This window comes from Mesorhizobium sp. M0293, assembly GCF_040321735.1.
Lineage (GTDB): Bacteria > Pseudomonadota > Alphaproteobacteria > Rhizobiales > Rhizobiaceae > Mesorhizobium.
Window position 1 is genome coordinate 12,974 of record NZ_JAMYSA010000016.1, and the last position, 14,745, is coordinate 27,718.

General features: G+C 64.2%; 19 protein-coding genes. 13 read left to right on the forward strand and 6 right to left on the reverse strand.

The features are described 5' to 3' along the window. Positions 1-64: 64 nt before the first annotated feature. Positions 65-982: a peptidylprolyl isomerase gene (locus tag NKJ06_RS08835; RefSeq protein WP_352631714.1), complete on the forward strand. Its 918-nt coding sequence runs from the start codon at positions 65-67 to the stop codon at positions 980-982. Positions 983-1,036: 54 nt separating this feature from the next. On the opposite strand, the gene NKJ06_RS08840 is transcribed toward NKJ06_RS08835, so the two are convergent. Then, entirely contained in the window at positions 1,037-1,636 is a 600-nt protein-coding gene (locus tag NKJ06_RS08840; protein ID WP_352631715.1) for a TetR/AcrR family transcriptional regulator, read from the reverse strand. 318 nt (positions 1,637-1,954) lie between these two features. Further along, positions 1,955-3,238 carry a caspase family protein gene (locus tag NKJ06_RS08845; RefSeq protein WP_352631716.1) on the reverse strand — a complete coding sequence of 428 codons (1,284 nt, stop codon included), beginning with the start codon at positions 3,236-3,238 and terminating at the stop codon, positions 1,955-1,957. Between the two features lie 115 nt (positions 3,239-3,353). Here NKJ06_RS08845 and argJ point away from each other — a divergent pair, with 115 nt between their 5' ends. From argJ to NKJ06_RS08870, 5 genes are all read left to right on the forward strand, one after another. After that, the gene (argJ, locus tag NKJ06_RS08850; protein ID WP_352631718.1) at positions 3,354-4,595 is read left to right on the forward strand and encodes a bifunctional glutamate N-acetyltransferase/amino-acid acetyltransferase ArgJ; all 1,242 of its coding nucleotides are present in this window, start codon (positions 3,354-3,356) and stop codon (positions 4,593-4,595) included. A 29-nt stretch (positions 4,596-4,624) separates the two neighbouring features. After that, complete coding sequence (locus NKJ06_RS08855; RefSeq protein ID WP_352631720.1) at positions 4,625-5,377, forward strand: GNAT family N-acetyltransferase; 753 nt, start codon at positions 4,625-4,627, stop codon at positions 5,375-5,377. 8 nt (positions 5,378-5,385) lie between these two features. Continuing rightward, a complete protein-coding gene (locus NKJ06_RS08860) occupies positions 5,386-5,808 on the forward strand; it encodes a (deoxy)nucleoside triphosphate pyrophosphohydrolase (RefSeq protein WP_352631722.1) in 423 nt (140 codons plus the stop codon). A 128-nt stretch (positions 5,809-5,936) separates the two neighbouring features. Next, positions 5,937-6,254 (forward strand): hypothetical protein, encoded by a 318-nt coding sequence (locus tag NKJ06_RS08865; protein ID WP_352631726.1) that lies wholly within the window; start codon positions 5,937-5,939, stop codon positions 6,252-6,254. Between the two features lie 109 nt (positions 6,255-6,363). Beyond that, positions 6,364-6,549, forward strand: a complete 186-nt coding sequence (locus NKJ06_RS08870) for a Flp family type IVb pilin (protein WP_352631728.1) — start codon at positions 6,364-6,366, stop codon at positions 6,547-6,549. A gap of 28 nt (positions 6,550-6,577) precedes the next feature. Here NKJ06_RS08870 and NKJ06_RS08875 read toward each other — a convergent pair whose 3' ends face one another. Beyond that, the gene (locus NKJ06_RS08875; protein WP_352631729.1) at positions 6,578-7,453 is read right to left on the reverse strand and encodes a methyltransferase domain-containing protein; all 876 of its coding nucleotides are present in this window, start codon (positions 7,451-7,453) and stop codon (positions 6,578-6,580) included. 65 nt (positions 7,454-7,518) lie between these two features. Between NKJ06_RS08875 and NKJ06_RS08880 the strand changes: the two genes are divergently transcribed. The 4 genes from NKJ06_RS08880 to NKJ06_RS08895 are packed head-to-tail and all read left to right on the forward strand — an operon-like array spanning position 7,519 to position 9,912. Further along, positions 7,519-8,319 (forward strand): ComF family protein, encoded by an 801-nt coding sequence (locus NKJ06_RS08880; protein ID WP_352631731.1) that lies wholly within the window; start codon positions 7,519-7,521, stop codon positions 8,317-8,319. 27 nt (positions 8,320-8,346) lie between these two features. After that, positions 8,347-8,616, forward strand: coding sequence for a glutaredoxin 3 (gene grxC, locus NKJ06_RS08885; protein ID WP_352631733.1), 270 nt, complete (start codon positions 8,347-8,349; stop codon positions 8,614-8,616). Positions 8,617-8,626: 10 nt separating this feature from the next. Continuing rightward, the gene (locus NKJ06_RS08890; RefSeq protein WP_352631735.1) at positions 8,627-9,490 is read left to right on the forward strand and encodes a carbon-nitrogen hydrolase family protein; all 864 of its coding nucleotides are present in this window, start codon (positions 8,627-8,629) and stop codon (positions 9,488-9,490) included. Then, a complete protein-coding gene (locus NKJ06_RS08895) occupies positions 9,487-9,912 on the forward strand; it encodes a DUF1178 family protein (RefSeq protein WP_352631737.1) in 426 nt (141 codons plus the stop codon). Before NKJ06_RS08890 ends, NKJ06_RS08895 begins: the two co-directional genes overlap by 4 nt. Positions 9,913-9,916: 4 nt before the next feature. On the opposite strand, the gene NKJ06_RS08900 is transcribed toward NKJ06_RS08895, so the two are convergent. Continuing rightward, the gene (locus tag NKJ06_RS08900; RefSeq protein WP_352631739.1) at positions 9,917-10,402 is read right to left on the reverse strand and encodes a MarR family winged helix-turn-helix transcriptional regulator; all 486 of its coding nucleotides are present in this window, start codon (positions 10,400-10,402) and stop codon (positions 9,917-9,919) included. Between the two features lie 97 nt (positions 10,403-10,499). Here NKJ06_RS08900 and NKJ06_RS08905 point away from each other — a divergent pair, with 97 nt between their 5' ends. Further along, complete coding sequence (locus tag NKJ06_RS08905) at positions 10,500-11,414, forward strand: DMT family transporter (protein ID WP_352631854.1); 915 nt, start codon at positions 10,500-10,502, stop codon at positions 11,412-11,414. A gap of 12 nt (positions 11,415-11,426) precedes the next feature. On the opposite strand, the gene NKJ06_RS08910 is transcribed toward NKJ06_RS08905, so the two are convergent. After that, positions 11,427-12,023 carry a winged helix DNA-binding protein gene (locus tag NKJ06_RS08910; protein ID WP_352809649.1) on the reverse strand — a complete coding sequence of 199 codons (597 nt, stop codon included), beginning with the start codon at positions 12,021-12,023 and terminating at the stop codon, positions 11,427-11,429. A 110-nt stretch (positions 12,024-12,133) separates the two neighbouring features. On the opposite strand from NKJ06_RS08910, the gene NKJ06_RS08915 reads away from it, so the two are divergent. Both NKJ06_RS08915 and NKJ06_RS08920 read left to right on the forward strand, forming a co-directional pair. Continuing rightward, entirely contained in the window at positions 12,134-13,258 is a 1,125-nt protein-coding gene (locus NKJ06_RS08915; RefSeq protein ID WP_352809651.1) for an LLM class flavin-dependent oxidoreductase, read from the forward strand. A 72-nt stretch (positions 13,259-13,330) separates the two neighbouring features. Further along, entirely contained in the window at positions 13,331-13,846 is a 516-nt protein-coding gene (locus NKJ06_RS08920) for a flavin reductase family protein (RefSeq protein ID WP_352631745.1), read from the forward strand. Between the two features lie 34 nt (positions 13,847-13,880). On the opposite strand, the gene ubiG is transcribed toward NKJ06_RS08920, so the two are convergent. Next, positions 13,881-14,630: a bifunctional 2-polyprenyl-6-hydroxyphenol methylase/3-demethylubiquinol 3-O-methyltransferase UbiG gene (ubiG, locus tag NKJ06_RS08925; RefSeq protein WP_352631747.1), complete on the reverse strand. Its 750-nt coding sequence runs from the start codon at positions 14,628-14,630 to the stop codon at positions 13,881-13,883. Between the last annotated feature and the right edge of the window lie 115 nt (positions 14,631-14,745).

The following is a 14,745-nucleotide window of genomic DNA, read 5'->3' on the forward strand; positions in this document are numbered from 1 at the left end:
ATTCCGCCACAATCTGGCTGATCTGGAAGCCACCCGTCCTTACAATCCCCACCGGAGTCGTCTTATGTCCTTGTTGTTCCGCCGTGCGTCGCTTGCCAGCCTTGGTCTGGCCTTCGGCCTGTCGGCCCTTTCGCTGTCGCCGCTGATGGCACAGCAGACCGCTCCCGCTCCGGCGGGTGCAGCAGCGCCGGCCGCAGCACCGGTCGATCCGAATACGGTGATCGCCACGGTCAACGGCCAGCCCCTGACCGAGGCCGATCTCGTGCTCGCCGAAGGAGAATTGTCGCAGCAGTTCGCACAGCTGCCGCCCGAGCAGCGCCGCGCCGCCGCGCTTTCGGCCGCCATCGAAATCCGCGTCATGGCCGCCCAGGCGGTCACGACAGGGCTCGACAAGAATCCCGACTTCCAGCGCCGCATGGCCTTCCTGCAGCAGCGTGCGCTGCATGGCGAGATGGTCGAGAAGGGCGTTGTCGACAAGGTCACCGACGCCGAGGTTCGCGCCCGCTACGACCAGGAAATCGCCAACACGCCGCCCGCCAACGAGGTGCATGCCCGTCACATCCTCGTGAAGACGAAGGAAGAGGCCGAGGCCATCATCAAGCAGCTCGACGGCGGCGCCGACTTCCAGAAGCTCGCCAACGAGCACACCAGCGATCCCTCAGGCAAGACCAGTGGTGGCGATCTCGGCTGGTTCGGACCTGGCCAGATGGTGCCGGAGTTCGACAAGGCGGCCTTCGCGCTCGAGGTCGGCAAATACACCAAGCAGCCGGTGCAGTCGCAGTTCGGCTGGCATGTCATCAAGCTCGAGGACAAGCGCACCAAGCAGCCGCCGGCCTTCGACGACGTCAAGGACCAGGCCAAGCAGGCGGTCATCCGCGATAAGTATTTCGCGCTGGTCAAGTCGCTGCGCGCCGGCGCCAAGGTCGAGATCCCCGACGCGAACCTGAAGCAGGCGGTCGATACGCTGGAAAGCGCCAAGTAAGCCTGAAAGAATTTTTTGCAAAGGGGCGCGGCAGCCAAGGGTTGCCGCGCCTTTTTACCTTCCGGGCGCCGCTATGCCTCGCATGACGTAACCGACCACCTTGCGGATCGTCGCTTCGTCCTCGTCGAGCCGGTTGGTCAACAGATGCTTCCAGGCGAAGGAGGCGATCAGGTCGGCGACAACAGCCGGATCGATTTCGGCCGGGATTTCGCCCCTTGCCTTGGCGCGTTCGATGATCTGACCGGTGTGGGACCGTCGGCCCAGCGCATAGTCGGCAAGGGCAGCCGCCGCCGTATCATCCGACTGCGCCTCGGCGATCAGCGACCTGAACACGCTGCCCGACGATGTCTCGCGCCAGTGAGCGAACAGGTTTTTCAGGAAGCCGACGAGATCCTCCTCCAGTCGCCCGGTATCGGGAACATCGACGCGTTTCTGGCGCTGGTAGACTTCGAGCAGCAATGCCGCCTTGCTCGGCCACCAGCGATAGATGGTGGGTTTGCCGGCGCGGGCCCGCCGCGCCACCGCCTCGATCGAGAACCCGGCATAGCCGGCCTCGACCAGCACGGCCTCGGCGGCGTCGAGAATGGCATCGGCGCTGTCGGGGTTGCGCCGCGCACCGATCGATCTGCGCGCCGGATCGGCATCCTCGGCCATGTCTGTCGTCCTCGCCACCAGGTTTGCCGGCAGCATAGGTGACCTGGCGTTCAAACGAAACGCCGCGTTTTCAAACTTCTGGACGGCGATGATGGTCGCGCCAGGCAACAAGTCAAGGATAACATATTCCTTTGGAGCCTCTACCAGCATGTTGGTTGACGAAGCCCCTAACGCAAAAACCCGCCTGTGCGGCGGGTCACTGGCGCAATCAGCACCATGGCCGAAAATCTAGCATAGCTGCCCTCATGGGTCAAGGAAAAAATTCCTATCGGCATAAACGCGACCGGCACAGAACTATTCGACAACGCCGGATGATGCCTACTGCATCGCTTGCGATGTCTCGGACTCGATGCGCCAGCCGCCGTCGGCCTTGACCAGTCCAAGCGTGACGCGTGCCTTGCCGGTCAGGCGAGCCGCCGACTTGTCCTTCGGCACATAGTCGTAGCGCATGGCAAAGATGGCCTCGGAGCGATCCTCGCCATGCGGGGTGACCTCCAGGCTGCCTGATACCAGGCCAAGCGACCAGGAGGACCATTGCGCGAACCAGTCGGTCTTCACCTTGACGATGGCATCGGCGTCGTAGCGCGCGCCGAAAATGGTCGCGGACGGGCCGTAGAGCCGCTTGACGGTCTCGCTCATCGCCTTGGTGTCCGGCGTCAGATAATCCTGGCGGAGGAATTTCTCGATCGATCCCTTGTCGTCGCCCACCGAGCGCTCGAGTACGGCAACTTCCGTCGAGGGCGCCGGCGCGGCGGCCGACTTCCGCGGCTGGGCGGGCTGTCCGTCCGAGACGAATTCGAAGCGTTCGAGCAGCGAGCCCTGCTCCCAGGGGCGCTGGGCTTCGCGGGTTTGCGAAACCACGTCGCGGCGCACCGCGATCATCATGTCGTTGATGCTCTGGCCGGGTTCGGCGATATGCCGCAGCAGGGCCTCGGCGAAGGGCGAGTTGCGCCCGCTTCCGTCCATGGCGACAGCACCGGGTGCCGTCGAGAAGGCAATAAACGAACCGCGTGTCGAATCGAATTGCGCCAGTCCCGCCAGCGCCGTCGCCGAGCGCGTGGTGGCCGTGCGGCTGAGACTGCGGGCAAACGGGTTGTTGCGGCAGGCGTCGAGAAACACCAGGCTGACTTTGGTCTGCTGTTCCATGATGTCGAGCACTTCGTCGATCGGCACCGCCTCGAGCTGCAGCTTTACCGGAACGTCCAACCTGGCGTCGACCGGCACGATGTAGTTGCGCCCGTCGACCTGCAGTCCGTGACCGGCATAGTAGAAAAGCCCGACGCCGGCGCCTTCGAGCGCATCGGAGAACTCGCCGATGCTGCGTTCAAGCTCGCGCTTGCCGAGATCATTGCCCTCGATGACCTCGAAGCCGATGGAGTGCAGCTTGTCGGCGATGTCGAGCGCGTCGTTCACCGGATTGGCCAACGTGCCGGCTTCGGCATAAGTGCCGTTGCCGATGACCAGCGCCACGCGCCGCTGCGGCTGTGCATCCGCGCTCAGCAGCAAAAGTCCCAGAAATGCCCATGCGAGGATCGCAAGCCTGCCCATGGGCAGGATCATAACGCCATCGGCCCCGGCGACGCCAACGGATTTGAAATGCAAGCTTGATCCCAAATGGGGTTCCCGCCCCTGGCAAGAGCGGCGAAAACGCCCTTGCGCCCGCGCGGCGTATCGGGCAAACCGGCCTTCCCTTGCGATTTTCCCGCCCGAGGCCGCCATGTCCACTACGATTTCGCCGCTTGCGCCGAAGAAATACCCCAAGATGCCGGCCATTGAGGGGGTGCGCATCGCCACTGCCGAGGCGGGGATAAAGTACAAGAACCGCACCGACCTTTTGACCATGGTCTTCGATGAAGGCACCGCGGTCGCCGGCGTGTTCACGAAATCGAAGTGCCCCTCGGCGCCGGTCGATTTCTGCCGGCAGAATCTCGGCTCAGGCAAGGCGCGGGTGCTGGTCGTCAATTCCGGCAACGCCAACGCCTTCACCGGCAAGAAGGGCCGCGAATCGACCGCATTGACGGGCGAGGCGGCGGCGAAGGCGGCCGGCTGCCGGGCAGCAGAGGTTTTCCTGGCATCGACCGGCGTCATCGGCGAGCCGCTCGACACCAGCAAATTCAGCCACCTGCTCGCGGGACTGGTCAGCAACGGCAAGCCTGAGCTGTGGACCGAGGCGGCAAAGGCGATCATGACCACGGATACCTATCCGAAAGTGGCGACCGCGACCGTCAAGCTCGGCGATACCGACGTCACCATCAACGGCATCTCCAAGGGCGCCGGCATGATCGCGCCCGACATGGCAACGATGCTCTCCTTCATCGCCACCGACGCGTCGATCGCCGCCCCTGTTTTGCAGGACCTGTTGTCGCGCGGCACGGCCAAGACCTTCAACGCGGTCACCGTCGACAGCGACACCTCGACCAGCGATACGCTGCTGATCTTCGCCACCGGCAAGGCCGCCAAGCGCGGCGCGCCAGCGATCTCTGATGCAAAGGATGCCCGCCTTGGCCCATTCCGGCGGGCGCTCGGCAAGGTGCTGAAATCGCTGGCGCTGCAAGTGGTGCGCGACGGCGAGGGCGCCCGCAAGCAGGTCGAAGTCACCGTCACCGGCGCCAAATCGGCGCGCTCGGCCAAGCGCATCGCGCTGTCGATCGCCAATTCGCCGCTGGTCAAGACCGCGGTCGCCGGCGAGGACGCCAATTGGGGCCGCGTCGTCATGGCCGTCGGCAAGGCCGGCGAGCCCGCCGATCGCGACCGGCTGTCGATCTGGTTCGGCGACAACAGGCTGGCGCATGAAGGCGAGCGCGATCCCTCCTATTCCGAGGCAGCGACGTCGGCCTATATGAAGCGCGACGACATCCGCATCCGTGCCGATATCGGCATCGGCCGCGGCAAGGCGACGGTGTGGACTTGCGATCTCACCAAGGAATATGTCGCCATCAATGGCGATTACCGGAGCTGATGGTTTTGGGCTCCAGGCACCCGGCAAGCATGCTCGCGATCGTGCGTCGCTACGAGGCGGCCGGCTTTCGCGCGTGGCCGGCAGCCGCCGTCCACTATGACGGCACCTGGGTGGTGCGGCTGACCGCCGGCCATCCGGCCAAGCGGCTGAACTCGGTCAATCCGCTCGATCCCGGCGATATCATGCACATTGCCGACCGTATCGGCCGGGCCAGCCGCCGTTTCGATGCCTATGGCAGGCCGCTGACGTTCCGCATGTCGCCGCTGTCGGGTCCCGATCTCGCCAACCATCTCGACCGCGAGGGCTGGAGCCGGTTCGACGAGTCGCTGGTCATGCGGCTGCCGCTGGCCGACGCGCAACTCGATGCCGCCATGGACCAGATTCCGCTGAAGGACATCAGCCGCTTCATCGGCGCGTCGCTCAAGGTCAGCGGTTCGGATGTTTCGCTGCGGCCTGGCCTGTCGGAGATCATCGGTGCCATCCAGCCCGAGGCCGGCCTGTTCGCGCTCGAAGATGGAGCCGAGCCGCTGGCAACGCTTATCTGCGTGCACGACGGCGATCTCGCCGGCCTCTTCGAGGTCGCCACCGACAAGTCGGCGCGCAACAAGGGCCACGGCCGCAACCTGATCCTGTCGGCGCTGAAATGGGCGCGGTTGCGAGGTGCGCGGGAAGCCTGGCTGCAGGTCGAGGCCGGCAACATCCCGGCGCTGGCGCTCTACCATTCGCTGGGCTTCGACGAAGTCTATCGCTACCACTACCGCCGGCCGCCCGGGCATGAGTGAAGTTGGGCATGAGTGATATGACGATCGCCGGCAAGCGCCTGCTCCTGGTCGCCGCCTGTGCGCTGGTCGATGCCGACGGCCGGGTGCTGCTGGCGCAACGGCCCGAGGGCAAGCAACTTGCCGGGCTGTGGGAATTTCCCGGTGGCAAGGTCGAGCCCGGCGAGACGCCCGAACAATGCATCATTCGCGAACTGCACGAGGAAATCGGCATCGAAACCGACATTCCGTGCCTGGCGCCGCTCACCTTCGCCAGCCATTCCTATGACGACTTCCATCTGCTGATGCCGCTGTTCATCTGCCGCCGCTTTCGCGGCATCGCCCACCCAAGGGAAGGGCAGGCGCTGAAATGGGTGCGGCCGAAGCAGATGCGCGACTACCCGATGCCGCCGGCCGACGCGCCGCTGATCCCGTTCCTCATCGATCTTCTTTGAGGGCGCTCCCGTCCGATTGCCGGTCGAGGCGTCGTATCAGCCAGCGTTAATGGAAGATTTATCTCGTCATGAAAAATTGAAGCAAGGCCGTTCGCGGCCGCGCCGCCGATTCGCTGGGGAGCGATAGCATGAGCCTAGACAGGGATTGGGACTCGATCCGGCCCGAGCGCGGCTTTCGCGCCGCCGACGCGGGCATGGGCATATTGCGCATCACGCTGCTGTTCGGTTCGGCCGCGGTGGCGCTGGCGCTGATCGCAACCCCTTTCCTAGACAGCCAGACACGCTCGCTGTCGGCCCGCGATGGTCTTGCCGGCGGGCTCGACATGACGGCCACCGGCTCGGTCAGCCATCGCGAAACCTACACGCTGCGCCGCAGCGTGCTGCAGCCGCAGCCCAGTTCGGTCTGCATCATCAGGTCCAATGGCAGAAGCAGCGGCGATTGCTGACATGGTTAAGAGTTTTCGCAAAGGCGGCCGTTTCACCGCCTGTTAAGGCTTTGCCGTTAACCTTTCTTAACAGATCGGCAGTAAGGTCCCGGCGAGAGGGGTTCAGGCCATGAAAGCAGTGCTGCTGCGTTTTCTGAAAGACGAGACCGGCGCCACGGCCGTCGAATATGGCGTGATCATCGCCGTGCTGTCACTGGCCATCGTCGGCGGTATCGGTGAGGTCCGTGACGGGATCGTCTGGCTGTTCAGCGACAACAACAGCAAGCTTGCGAACGCTTTCACACCCACACCCTGATCCAACTTTTCCGCGATTGCGGGCAGGATCATTGCCCGTCGGGCGCCTCCAGGATTGCCTTCAGCGAGATCTTGGCCGAACCCGGCTTCAGCGGTTTTTGCTGCGATGCATCGGGCGCCCAGCCGGACATCCAGACAATCGAGAAACTTGCCCTCACGCGGCCGTCGGGATCGGAAAACCGCTCGGCGTAGATTTCCGCCGCGCGGGCAAACAGCGTGCGCGAGCCCGGCCGCCGGCTGCGATCGGTGAGTGCATTGGTCTCGCCCATGGCCCGCAGATCCGCCATCAGGTCAAACAGACTGTCATAGCGCACCGTCACCGTCTCGACGTCGGCGACCGGCAGAGCGAGACCGGCGCGCTGCAGAAGCGCACCGGCATCGCGCACGTCGGTGAACGGGATGACACGTGGGCTGGCGCCGCCATAAAGCTCGGTCTCGGCCGCAAGCAGGCTTTCTCGCAACTCGAAAAGCGTGCCGGCGCCGGCAAAGGCGCCGAGGAAAAGCCCGTCCGGCCGCAGCGCGCGGCGGATCTGGACCAGCATGCCGGGAATGTCGTTCATCGCCTGCAGCGACAGAAGCGAGACCGCCAGATCGAGGCTCTCTGGCTCGAACGGCACGGTTTCGAGCGGTGCGGTCAAGCCGGCGCCGCCACCGTTCAGGAAAGCCATGTCCGTCTCGACGCGGACAATGTCGGCGACCTTGCCGCTTTCGGCGAGCATTTCGGCTGCCGCCGGTGTCTGGCAAAACAGCACGGCCGCCTTGCCGAACCGGCGCTCGACGGCACCAAGCCGGTCGGCAAGGTCCTCGGCCGCGCGGCGCATGAGGAAGTCCGCGCCGTCAACCGGATGGGCAAGCGCGCGCCGCTTGTGCGCCAGCCACAGAGAGGTATCCATTATCGGCTGCAACAGGCAGATCCTTGTTTGTCCACGCCCTGATATAGTTGGTATACCTGGCACGGAGAACCAACCACGTGGCCGATCCGATGTCCAAGATCAAGCCCAGCGAGATCAAGCGTTTCGCCCGGTCAGCCCTCGGCTTGCCGGCGCGCATCCTGTTTCCGCCTGTCTGCGCCGGTTGCCGCCGGCATGTCTCGCAGCCCGGCGTGCTGTGTGGCGCCTGCTGGCCGAAGCTCAGGCTGCTGGAACGGCCATGGTGCCCGGTGATGGGCACGCCGTTCACCCACCATATGGGCGAAGGCTTTCTGTCCGCCGAGGCCATTGCCGATCCACCACCGTTCGAGCGGGCGCGGGCGGCGGTGGCCTATTCCGGTGTCGCTCGCCAGATGGTGCAGGGGCTGAAATACCAGGATCGCACGGATCTCGCGCCGTGGATGGCGCGCTGGATGGTGCGCGCGGGCGCCGATCTCATCGCCGAAGCGGATGTGGTGGTGCCGGTGCCGCTGCACTGGCGGCGCTTTTTCAGGCGGCGGTTCAACCAGTCGGCGGAACTGGCAAGGGCGGTCTCGGCGCTCAGTGAATTGCCCTTCGCTCCTTCGGCGGTGCGGCGCGTGAAACTCACCCGCCAGCAGGTCGGGCTGGAGCGTAGCGAGCGCGAAGAGAATGTGCGGGCCGCCTTTCGCGTGCCCGCCGAGGCGGAAATCGAGATCGCCGGCCGCAGGGTGCTTTTGATCGACGATGTCTACACCACCGGCGCCACTGTCCGTTCCGCCACCAAAGCGCTGAAGAGGGGAGGTGCGGCCGCCGTCGATGTGCTGACCTTTGCCCGTGTGTTGCCGGGGGACTTCCGGGCGGACGAGTCCGCGACTATATAAGTCGGCAACGAACAGTGGAAATTCGTCATGGTCGATGTCACCATCTACACCCGCATGATGTGCGGCTATTGCACGGCGGCCAAGCGGCTGCTGGAGCGCAAGGGCGTTGCCTTTACCGAGCACGATGCCTCCTTCTCGCCGGAACTGCGCCAGGAGATGATCTCCCGCGCCCACGGCCGCTCGACCTTTCCGCAGATTTTCATCGGCGATACGCATGTCGGCGGTTGCGACGACCTGCACGACCTGGAGGCCGAAGGCCGGCTGGACAGGTTGCTCGCCAACAGCGCGACGATTTGAGGATATGACGATGGGTGTTTTCAAGGCCGCTGCGATCCAGATGCGTTCAGGCGAGAGCCCGGAGCGCAACGCGGTTGATCTCGAACGGCTGGTGCGTGAGGCTGCTGGCCAAGGTGCGACCTACATCCAGACGCCGGAGATGACCGGCGCGCTGATCCGCGACAGGCAAGCCCGCGCCGCATCCTTCACGTCGGAGGACAAGGATGTCGTCGTCGCGACCGCGCGCAGACTTGCCAAGGAGCTCGGCGTCTTCCTGCATATCGGCTCGACCGCCATCGCGCGCACTGATGGCAAGCTCGCCAACCGGGCGCTGCTGTTCGGGCCGGATGGCGCGACGCTCGCTACCTACGACAAGATCCACATGTTCGATGTCGATCTCGACAATGGCGAGAGCTGGCGCGAATCCGCCGCCTATGAACCAGGAACTGAGGCCGTCGTGGCCGAGATCGAGGACGCGAAACTGGGCTTCGCGGTTTGCTACGATTTGCGCTTCCCGCAATTGTTCCGCGCCGAGGCGCTGGCCGGCGCGGACCTGCTTTCCGTACCTGCCGCCTTCACCCGCCAGACGGGCGAGGCGCACTGGCATGTGCTGCTCAGGGCGCGCGCCATCGAGAACGGCGCCTATGTCGTCGCCGCCGCGCAAGGTGGCCTGCATGAAGACGGCCGCGAGACCTATGGCCATTCGCTGATCGTCGATCCGTGGGGCCGTATCATCGCGGAAGCCGCACATGACGAGCCGGCAGTGATCGTCGCCGAGATCGACCCGGCGCAGTCGCTTGCCGCGCGCAAGAAGATCCCCAATTTGAAAAATGCGCGGGATTTTGCCGTCAACGGCTCGGGCGAGGCGCCGCGTCTCAGGGGTGCAGCCTCTTGATCCGTTTTGCCCTGATCTGCGAGCATGAACACGAATTCGAAGGCTGGTTTCGCAGCAACGAAGATTTCGATACCCAGAAGAAGCGCGGCTTTGTCGATTGCCCGACCTGCGGCTCGCACAAGGTGCAGAAAGCGCTGATGGCGCCGGCCGTCTCCACGGCGCGCAAGCAGGAAACGATCGCGCTCGCCATGGGCGAGGCGCAAAAGCAGGCTTTGGCGCAGCTCAAGGCGATGGCCGAGAAGGTGCGCGAGAATGCCGACTATGTCGGTGACAAGTTCGCCGAAGAGGCGCGAAAAATCCATTTTGGCGAAAGCGACCCGCGCGGCATCTATGGCGAGGCGACGCTGGACGAGGCCAGGAGCCTGGCCGAGGACGGCGTCGAGTTCATGCCGATTCCGGTGTTTCCGGACGACCGCAACTGAGCGGCTAGCTGACGCTGCCGATCAGCTTTTCAAGCAGCCGAGAGAGCGCTTCCTTCTCTGCCTGCGTCAGGCTCGCCAGAATCTTGTGCTCGTTGGCAACGTGGGCGGTAACTGCCTCGTCGATCAAAGCGAGTCCCTTTTCGGTCAACCGTACCACAATGCCGCGCCGATCGTTGGGGTGCGGACCGCGCAGGATCAATCCGGACGTTTCTAGCCGGTCGAGCCGGTTGGTCATGGCGCCGGACGTCACCATCGTCGCTTCGTAGAGAGCGGTCGGCGTCAGCGCGTAAGGTGAGCCCGAGCGGCGCAGCGTTGCCAGCACATCGAACTCTCCCGACTGCAATCCATAACGGGCAAACAGCGGCGCGAGCCGCTCGCGGGCGATCAGCGAGGCGGCCTCGTTCAGCCGCCCGAGCACGGCCATCGGCGAGACATCCAGGTCGGGCCGCTCCCGCTTCCATTGTTCGATCGCTCTTGCTGCCCTGTCCAACTGTCTCACCATCATATATCTTGACGTTAAGAATCTTTCCATTATCTTACTGCAAGATGCAATGCTGGCCAAGGGCCGCTCGCGACAGGGTTCGATGATGAAATTTCTCTGGGATTCGGCACTCGGACTGCTGGTCGTCACCGGCGGCCTGCTCGGCCTGACACTGCCCTTCGGCAAGCTCGCTACGGCTGCCGGCGTGCCGGCCATGGTCTGGGCTTTCGTCATCTCGCTCGGCGCCGGCGGCGTCTTGCTGTGCGTGCTCTTGGCTCGCGGCCAGCGTGTCCGGCTCACGGCGCACAAATTGCGCTATTTCTTCGTCACCGCGGCGGTGTCCTATGCCGTGCCCAATCTCCTGATGTTCTCGGCCATTCCGCATCTTGGCGCCGGCTACACCGGCATCATGTTCACGCTGTCGCCGGTGATCACGCTGGTGTTCTCGATCCTGCTGCGTGTCCGGCGCCCGAACATGCTGGGCATTGTCGGCATCGCCATCGGCTTTGTCGGCGCCGTCATGGTGGCGGTGACGCGCGGCGAGGCCGGTCAGCCGGCCGACTTGTTCTGGGTGGTGATGGGGCTGCTGATCCCGGTCAGCCTTGCCGCCGGCAACATCTACCGCACGGTCGATTGGCCCCAGGGCACCGGCCCGATCGAGCTTGCCGTCGGCAGCCATTTGGCATCGGCAGCGATGCTGTTTGTCGGCATTCTCGCTCTGTTCGGCGTCAAGGCCTTCGCTCCCCTCGGCGGCGTGCCGTTGGTCGTCGTCGCGCAGGCTGCGTCGGCGTCGGCGATGTTCGCCTTCTTCTTCCGGCTGCAGGCGGTCGGCGGTCCGGTCTATCTCAGCCAGATCGGTTATGTGGCGGCGGCTGTCGGCTTGTTTGCCGGCACGATCTTCCTCGGCGAGCACTATCAGCTGCTGACCTGGGCGGGTGCGGTCATCATCACCGCCGGCGTGTTCATCACCACCAGGGCGCAAGGCCAGACCAGCATGAAGGCGCAAAGCCAGGCGGCGTGAGGCCTTGGCGCCTCAACTGGCGCCGGTTTCGTTCTCTTCACCGCCGGGTTCCGGCCTTGGATGCCGGCGTCGGTGAGTGGCCGCGGCACGGGCCGCCTGCTCATAGATGCCGGTCATCAGTTCGAGCGTGCGCGCCGCTTCCTCGAGCTTCGCCGCCATCTCCGGAACGCGCGTCACCGCTTCGATGAGCAGGACGGAACGGATGTCGGCATAGCGTTCGGTCACGCGAAACCCAAGCGGCGTGACCTCGTAGGTGACGCCGGCCCTGCCGCTGCCGGTTCGCTTGACAAGGCCGCCCTTGAGCAATTTGCGCAGGCTGTACTGGATGTTGGGAATGTCGTCGCGGTTGGTCATCTGCGCCAGGTCGCGGATGCTCTTTGGCCGGTCGTTCATCCTGATGATGTGCAGCAGCGCATTTTCCGGCCCACTGGCGGAAAACTCGATCACCGTCGCCAGGCATTCGGCCTGCCAGCGGCCGAACGCCTCATAGGAGCGCATCAGCGCATATTCGATTTCGGCAACGTCGATTTCGAGCGGTGTCCGCGCCAGATGCCAGCCGCGATCCAGCAGCTTGGCTTGCGTTTCCAAAGGTTTGCGCCGGTCGGTCATCATGTCTCCCCGCACGGCAGCATGCGCCGATCCGGCCGATTGCGTCCATATGATTTTATGACAGACTTTCTATTATAAAATATAATCATAAAATGAGGAGAACACGACCAATGAGCATGCTCGACAAGACCGCGGCCAATGCGCAGCCCTTCTTTCTCGGAACCTTCGCGTCCAATTGTTCCGGCGGCATGACCGTCACCAAGGTCCCCGAACGATGGGTCAGTTCCTGGGACAACAATCTGCGGCTGGCGCAGCTGCTCGACGAGGCCGGCATCGATTTCATGCTGCCGATCGCCCGCTGGATCGGCTATGGCGGCGAGACCAATTTCCACGGCAATGTGCTGGAGACGATCACCTGGGCCGCCGGGCTCTTGGCGCTGACCCGCAACATCACGGTTTTCGCCACCACCCACACCGCGGCCAATCACCCAGTCGTGGTCGCCAAGCAATTGGCGACGATCGACCAGATCAGCCGCGGCCGGATCGGCCTCAACATCGTCGCCGGCTGGAACAAGCCGGAATATGAAGCGCTCGGGCTGACGCTGCCCGACGATCACATCACGCGATACGGCTATGCGCAGGAATGGTTCGATATCGTCAGGGCGCTGTGGGATCGCACCGAGGCGTTCGACTGGGACGGCACCTATTTCAAGCTGAAGAACGTGCTTGGCGATCCGCGCCCGTCGGCGCGCCTGCCGATCCTCAACGCCGCCGGCTCGGAAGAAGGGCGCAAATTCGCGGTCCGCAATGCCGATTTCCTGTTCACGCCGGCAATCGACCTGTCACGCTCCAAGGACGAGATCGCGGCACTCAAACAACAGGCGATCGCCGCCGGCAGCACCGTCGACGTGCTGACCTTCGCCCATGTCGTCTGCCGGCCGACCGAGAAGGAAGCGACGGACTATCTCGAGTATTTCGGCCGCACCAATGCCGACTGGGCGGCGGTCGACAATCTGGTGCGGCTGCAATTTGCCCATGCGCAGTCGTTTCCGCATGACCTCCTGGCGCTCATTCGCGACCGTATGGCGGTGGGCCATGGCGGCTTCCCGCTCACCGGCACGCCCGAACAGGTCGCCGATGGGATCACCGCCTTGCACGAGGCCGGATTTCGCGGCTCGACGCTGTCCTTCGTCGACTATGTCGAGGAATTCCCATATTTTCGCGATACCGTCCTGCCCATCCTCGAGCAGCGGGGCACCCGCATCGCAGCGGCCGCCATGCAGTCGGCGGCGTAGAGCGGTTCATCGTTCACGAAAACGCCAAACCGCTCTACTTCTTTTTGTTTTGTCGCAAATTTGGAGCAAGCCATGACCGAAGCAAAGGTTCTTACGGGAACTCCTGTCGATGTCGCGGATTTTCGCGCCGCGATGCGGCTGATTGTCGGCAATGTCAGCGTCATCACGGCCGGCACCGGCGAGGACCGCTCCGGCCTGGTGGTCATTTCGGTCGTCTCGCTGTCGGCCGAGCCGCCCAAGGTGATTGCCTGTGTCAACCGGTCGTCGTCGACGTGGCCGGTGATCGAACGTTATCGGCATTTCGGCGTGAACTCGCTTGGCCCACAGCATCAGCGCGTTGCCGAGCGGTTCTCCGGCTTTGGCGGCATCAAGGGCAAGGACCGCTATGAGGGCGCCGAATGGACGACGCTCAAGACCGGAGCTTTATTGCTTTCGGATGCGGTGGCAGCCTTCGACTGCAGCCTCGACGAGATGATCGATCGCGGCACGCATTCCATCGTCATTGGTTCGGTCGAGGCCGTGCGCACCAGCGATGCCGGCCAGGCGCTCATCTACTGGCGCGGCGGCTATCGGCCTCTCGACGCCTAGGACCCTGGAGCAATTCCAGCAAAGGCGTGCAGGATCAGACCGAGACTTTTTCCGCCAGGACCATGTAGTTGACGTCCATGTCCTTCGAGCGCGACCAGCGGTCGGCAAGCGGATTGTAAGTGACGCCAGTGCGGTCGATCACGGTCAGGCCGGCGCCGCCCAGCGCCTTCTCAAGCTCTTCCGGGCGCACCAGCTTGCCGAATTGATGGGTGCCGCGCGGCAGCCAGCGCAGCACATATTCAGCGCCGATGATGGCCAGCCCGAGCGCCTTCAGCGTGCGGTTGATGGTGGCCACGAACATGATGCCGCCAGGCCGGACCATTTCGCCGCATTTGGCGACGAACAGGTCGATGTCGGCGACATGCTCGACCACTTCCATGTTGAGAATGACGTCGAATTTCTCGCCGGCGTCGGCAAGGTCCTCGGCCGTCGTGGCGCGATAATCGATGCTGACATTACCCTCGGCCGCGTGCAGCTTCGCCACTTCGATGTTTGTTTCGGAGGCGTCCGCGCCCACCACCTCGGCGCCAAGCCGCGCCATCGGCTCGCACAACAGGCCGCCGCCGCAGCCGATGTCGAGGATGCGCAGGCCCTCGAAAGGTCTTGCCGCGCGCGGATCACGGCCAAAGCGCGCTGCCACCTGGTCGCGTATATAGGCGAGCCGAACCGGATTGAATTTGTGCAGCGGACGGAACTTGCCGTTCGGGTTCCACCATTCGGCGGCGAGGGCGGAGAAGCGCTCTACTTCTGCGGCATCGATCGTCGATCGTCGGGGCTCTGGCATCGGTTGGTCTCCTCGACACTACAGCGCCGCGCGTCCTTTGGACGTGCGAAGGACGCCGTAGCACTTTAGATTCTGCGCATGATCCTTTCCGAAATCGACTCCGATTTCGGCGCCA

Coding starts and splice junctions, on each gene's coding strand:
- NKJ06_RS08835 (WP_352631714.1), top strand. CDS start 65: ATGTCCTTGTTGTTCCGCCGTGCGTCGCTTGCCAGCCTTGGTCTGGCC.
- NKJ06_RS08840 (WP_352631715.1), bottom strand. CDS start 1,636: ATGGCCGAGGATGCCGATCCGGCGCGCAGATCGATCGGTGCGCGGCGC.
- argJ (WP_352631718.1), top strand. CDS start 3,354: ATGTCCACTACGATTTCGCCGCTTGCGCCGAAGAAATACCCCAAGATG.
- NKJ06_RS08855 (WP_352631720.1), top strand. CDS start 4,625: ATGCTCGCGATCGTGCGTCGCTACGAGGCGGCCGGCTTTCGCGCGTGG.
- NKJ06_RS08860 (WP_352631722.1), top strand. CDS start 5,386: ATGAGTGATATGACGATCGCCGGCAAGCGCCTGCTCCTGGTCGCCGCC.
- NKJ06_RS08865 (WP_352631726.1), top strand. CDS start 5,937: ATGAGCCTAGACAGGGATTGGGACTCGATCCGGCCCGAGCGCGGCTTT.
- NKJ06_RS08870 (WP_352631728.1), top strand. CDS start 6,364: ATGAAAGCAGTGCTGCTGCGTTTTCTGAAAGACGAGACCGGCGCCACG.
- grxC (WP_352631733.1), top strand. CDS start 8,347: ATGGTCGATGTCACCATCTACACCCGCATGATGTGCGGCTATTGCACG.
- NKJ06_RS08890 (WP_352631735.1), top strand. CDS start 8,627: ATGGGTGTTTTCAAGGCCGCTGCGATCCAGATGCGTTCAGGCGAGAGC.
- NKJ06_RS08905 (WP_352631854.1), top strand. CDS start 10,500: ATGAAATTTCTCTGGGATTCGGCACTCGGACTGCTGGTCGTCACCGGC.
- NKJ06_RS08910 (WP_352809649.1), bottom strand. CDS start 12,023: ATGACCGACCGGCGCAAACCTTTGGAAACGCAAGCCAAGCTGCTGGAT.
- NKJ06_RS08915 (WP_352809651.1), top strand. CDS start 12,134: ATGAGCATGCTCGACAAGACCGCGGCCAATGCGCAGCCCTTCTTTCTC.
- NKJ06_RS08920 (WP_352631745.1), top strand. CDS start 13,331: ATGACCGAAGCAAAGGTTCTTACGGGAACTCCTGTCGATGTCGCGGAT.
- ubiG (WP_352631747.1), bottom strand. CDS start 14,630: ATGCCAGAGCCCCGACGATCGACGATCGATGCCGCAGAAGTAGAGCGC.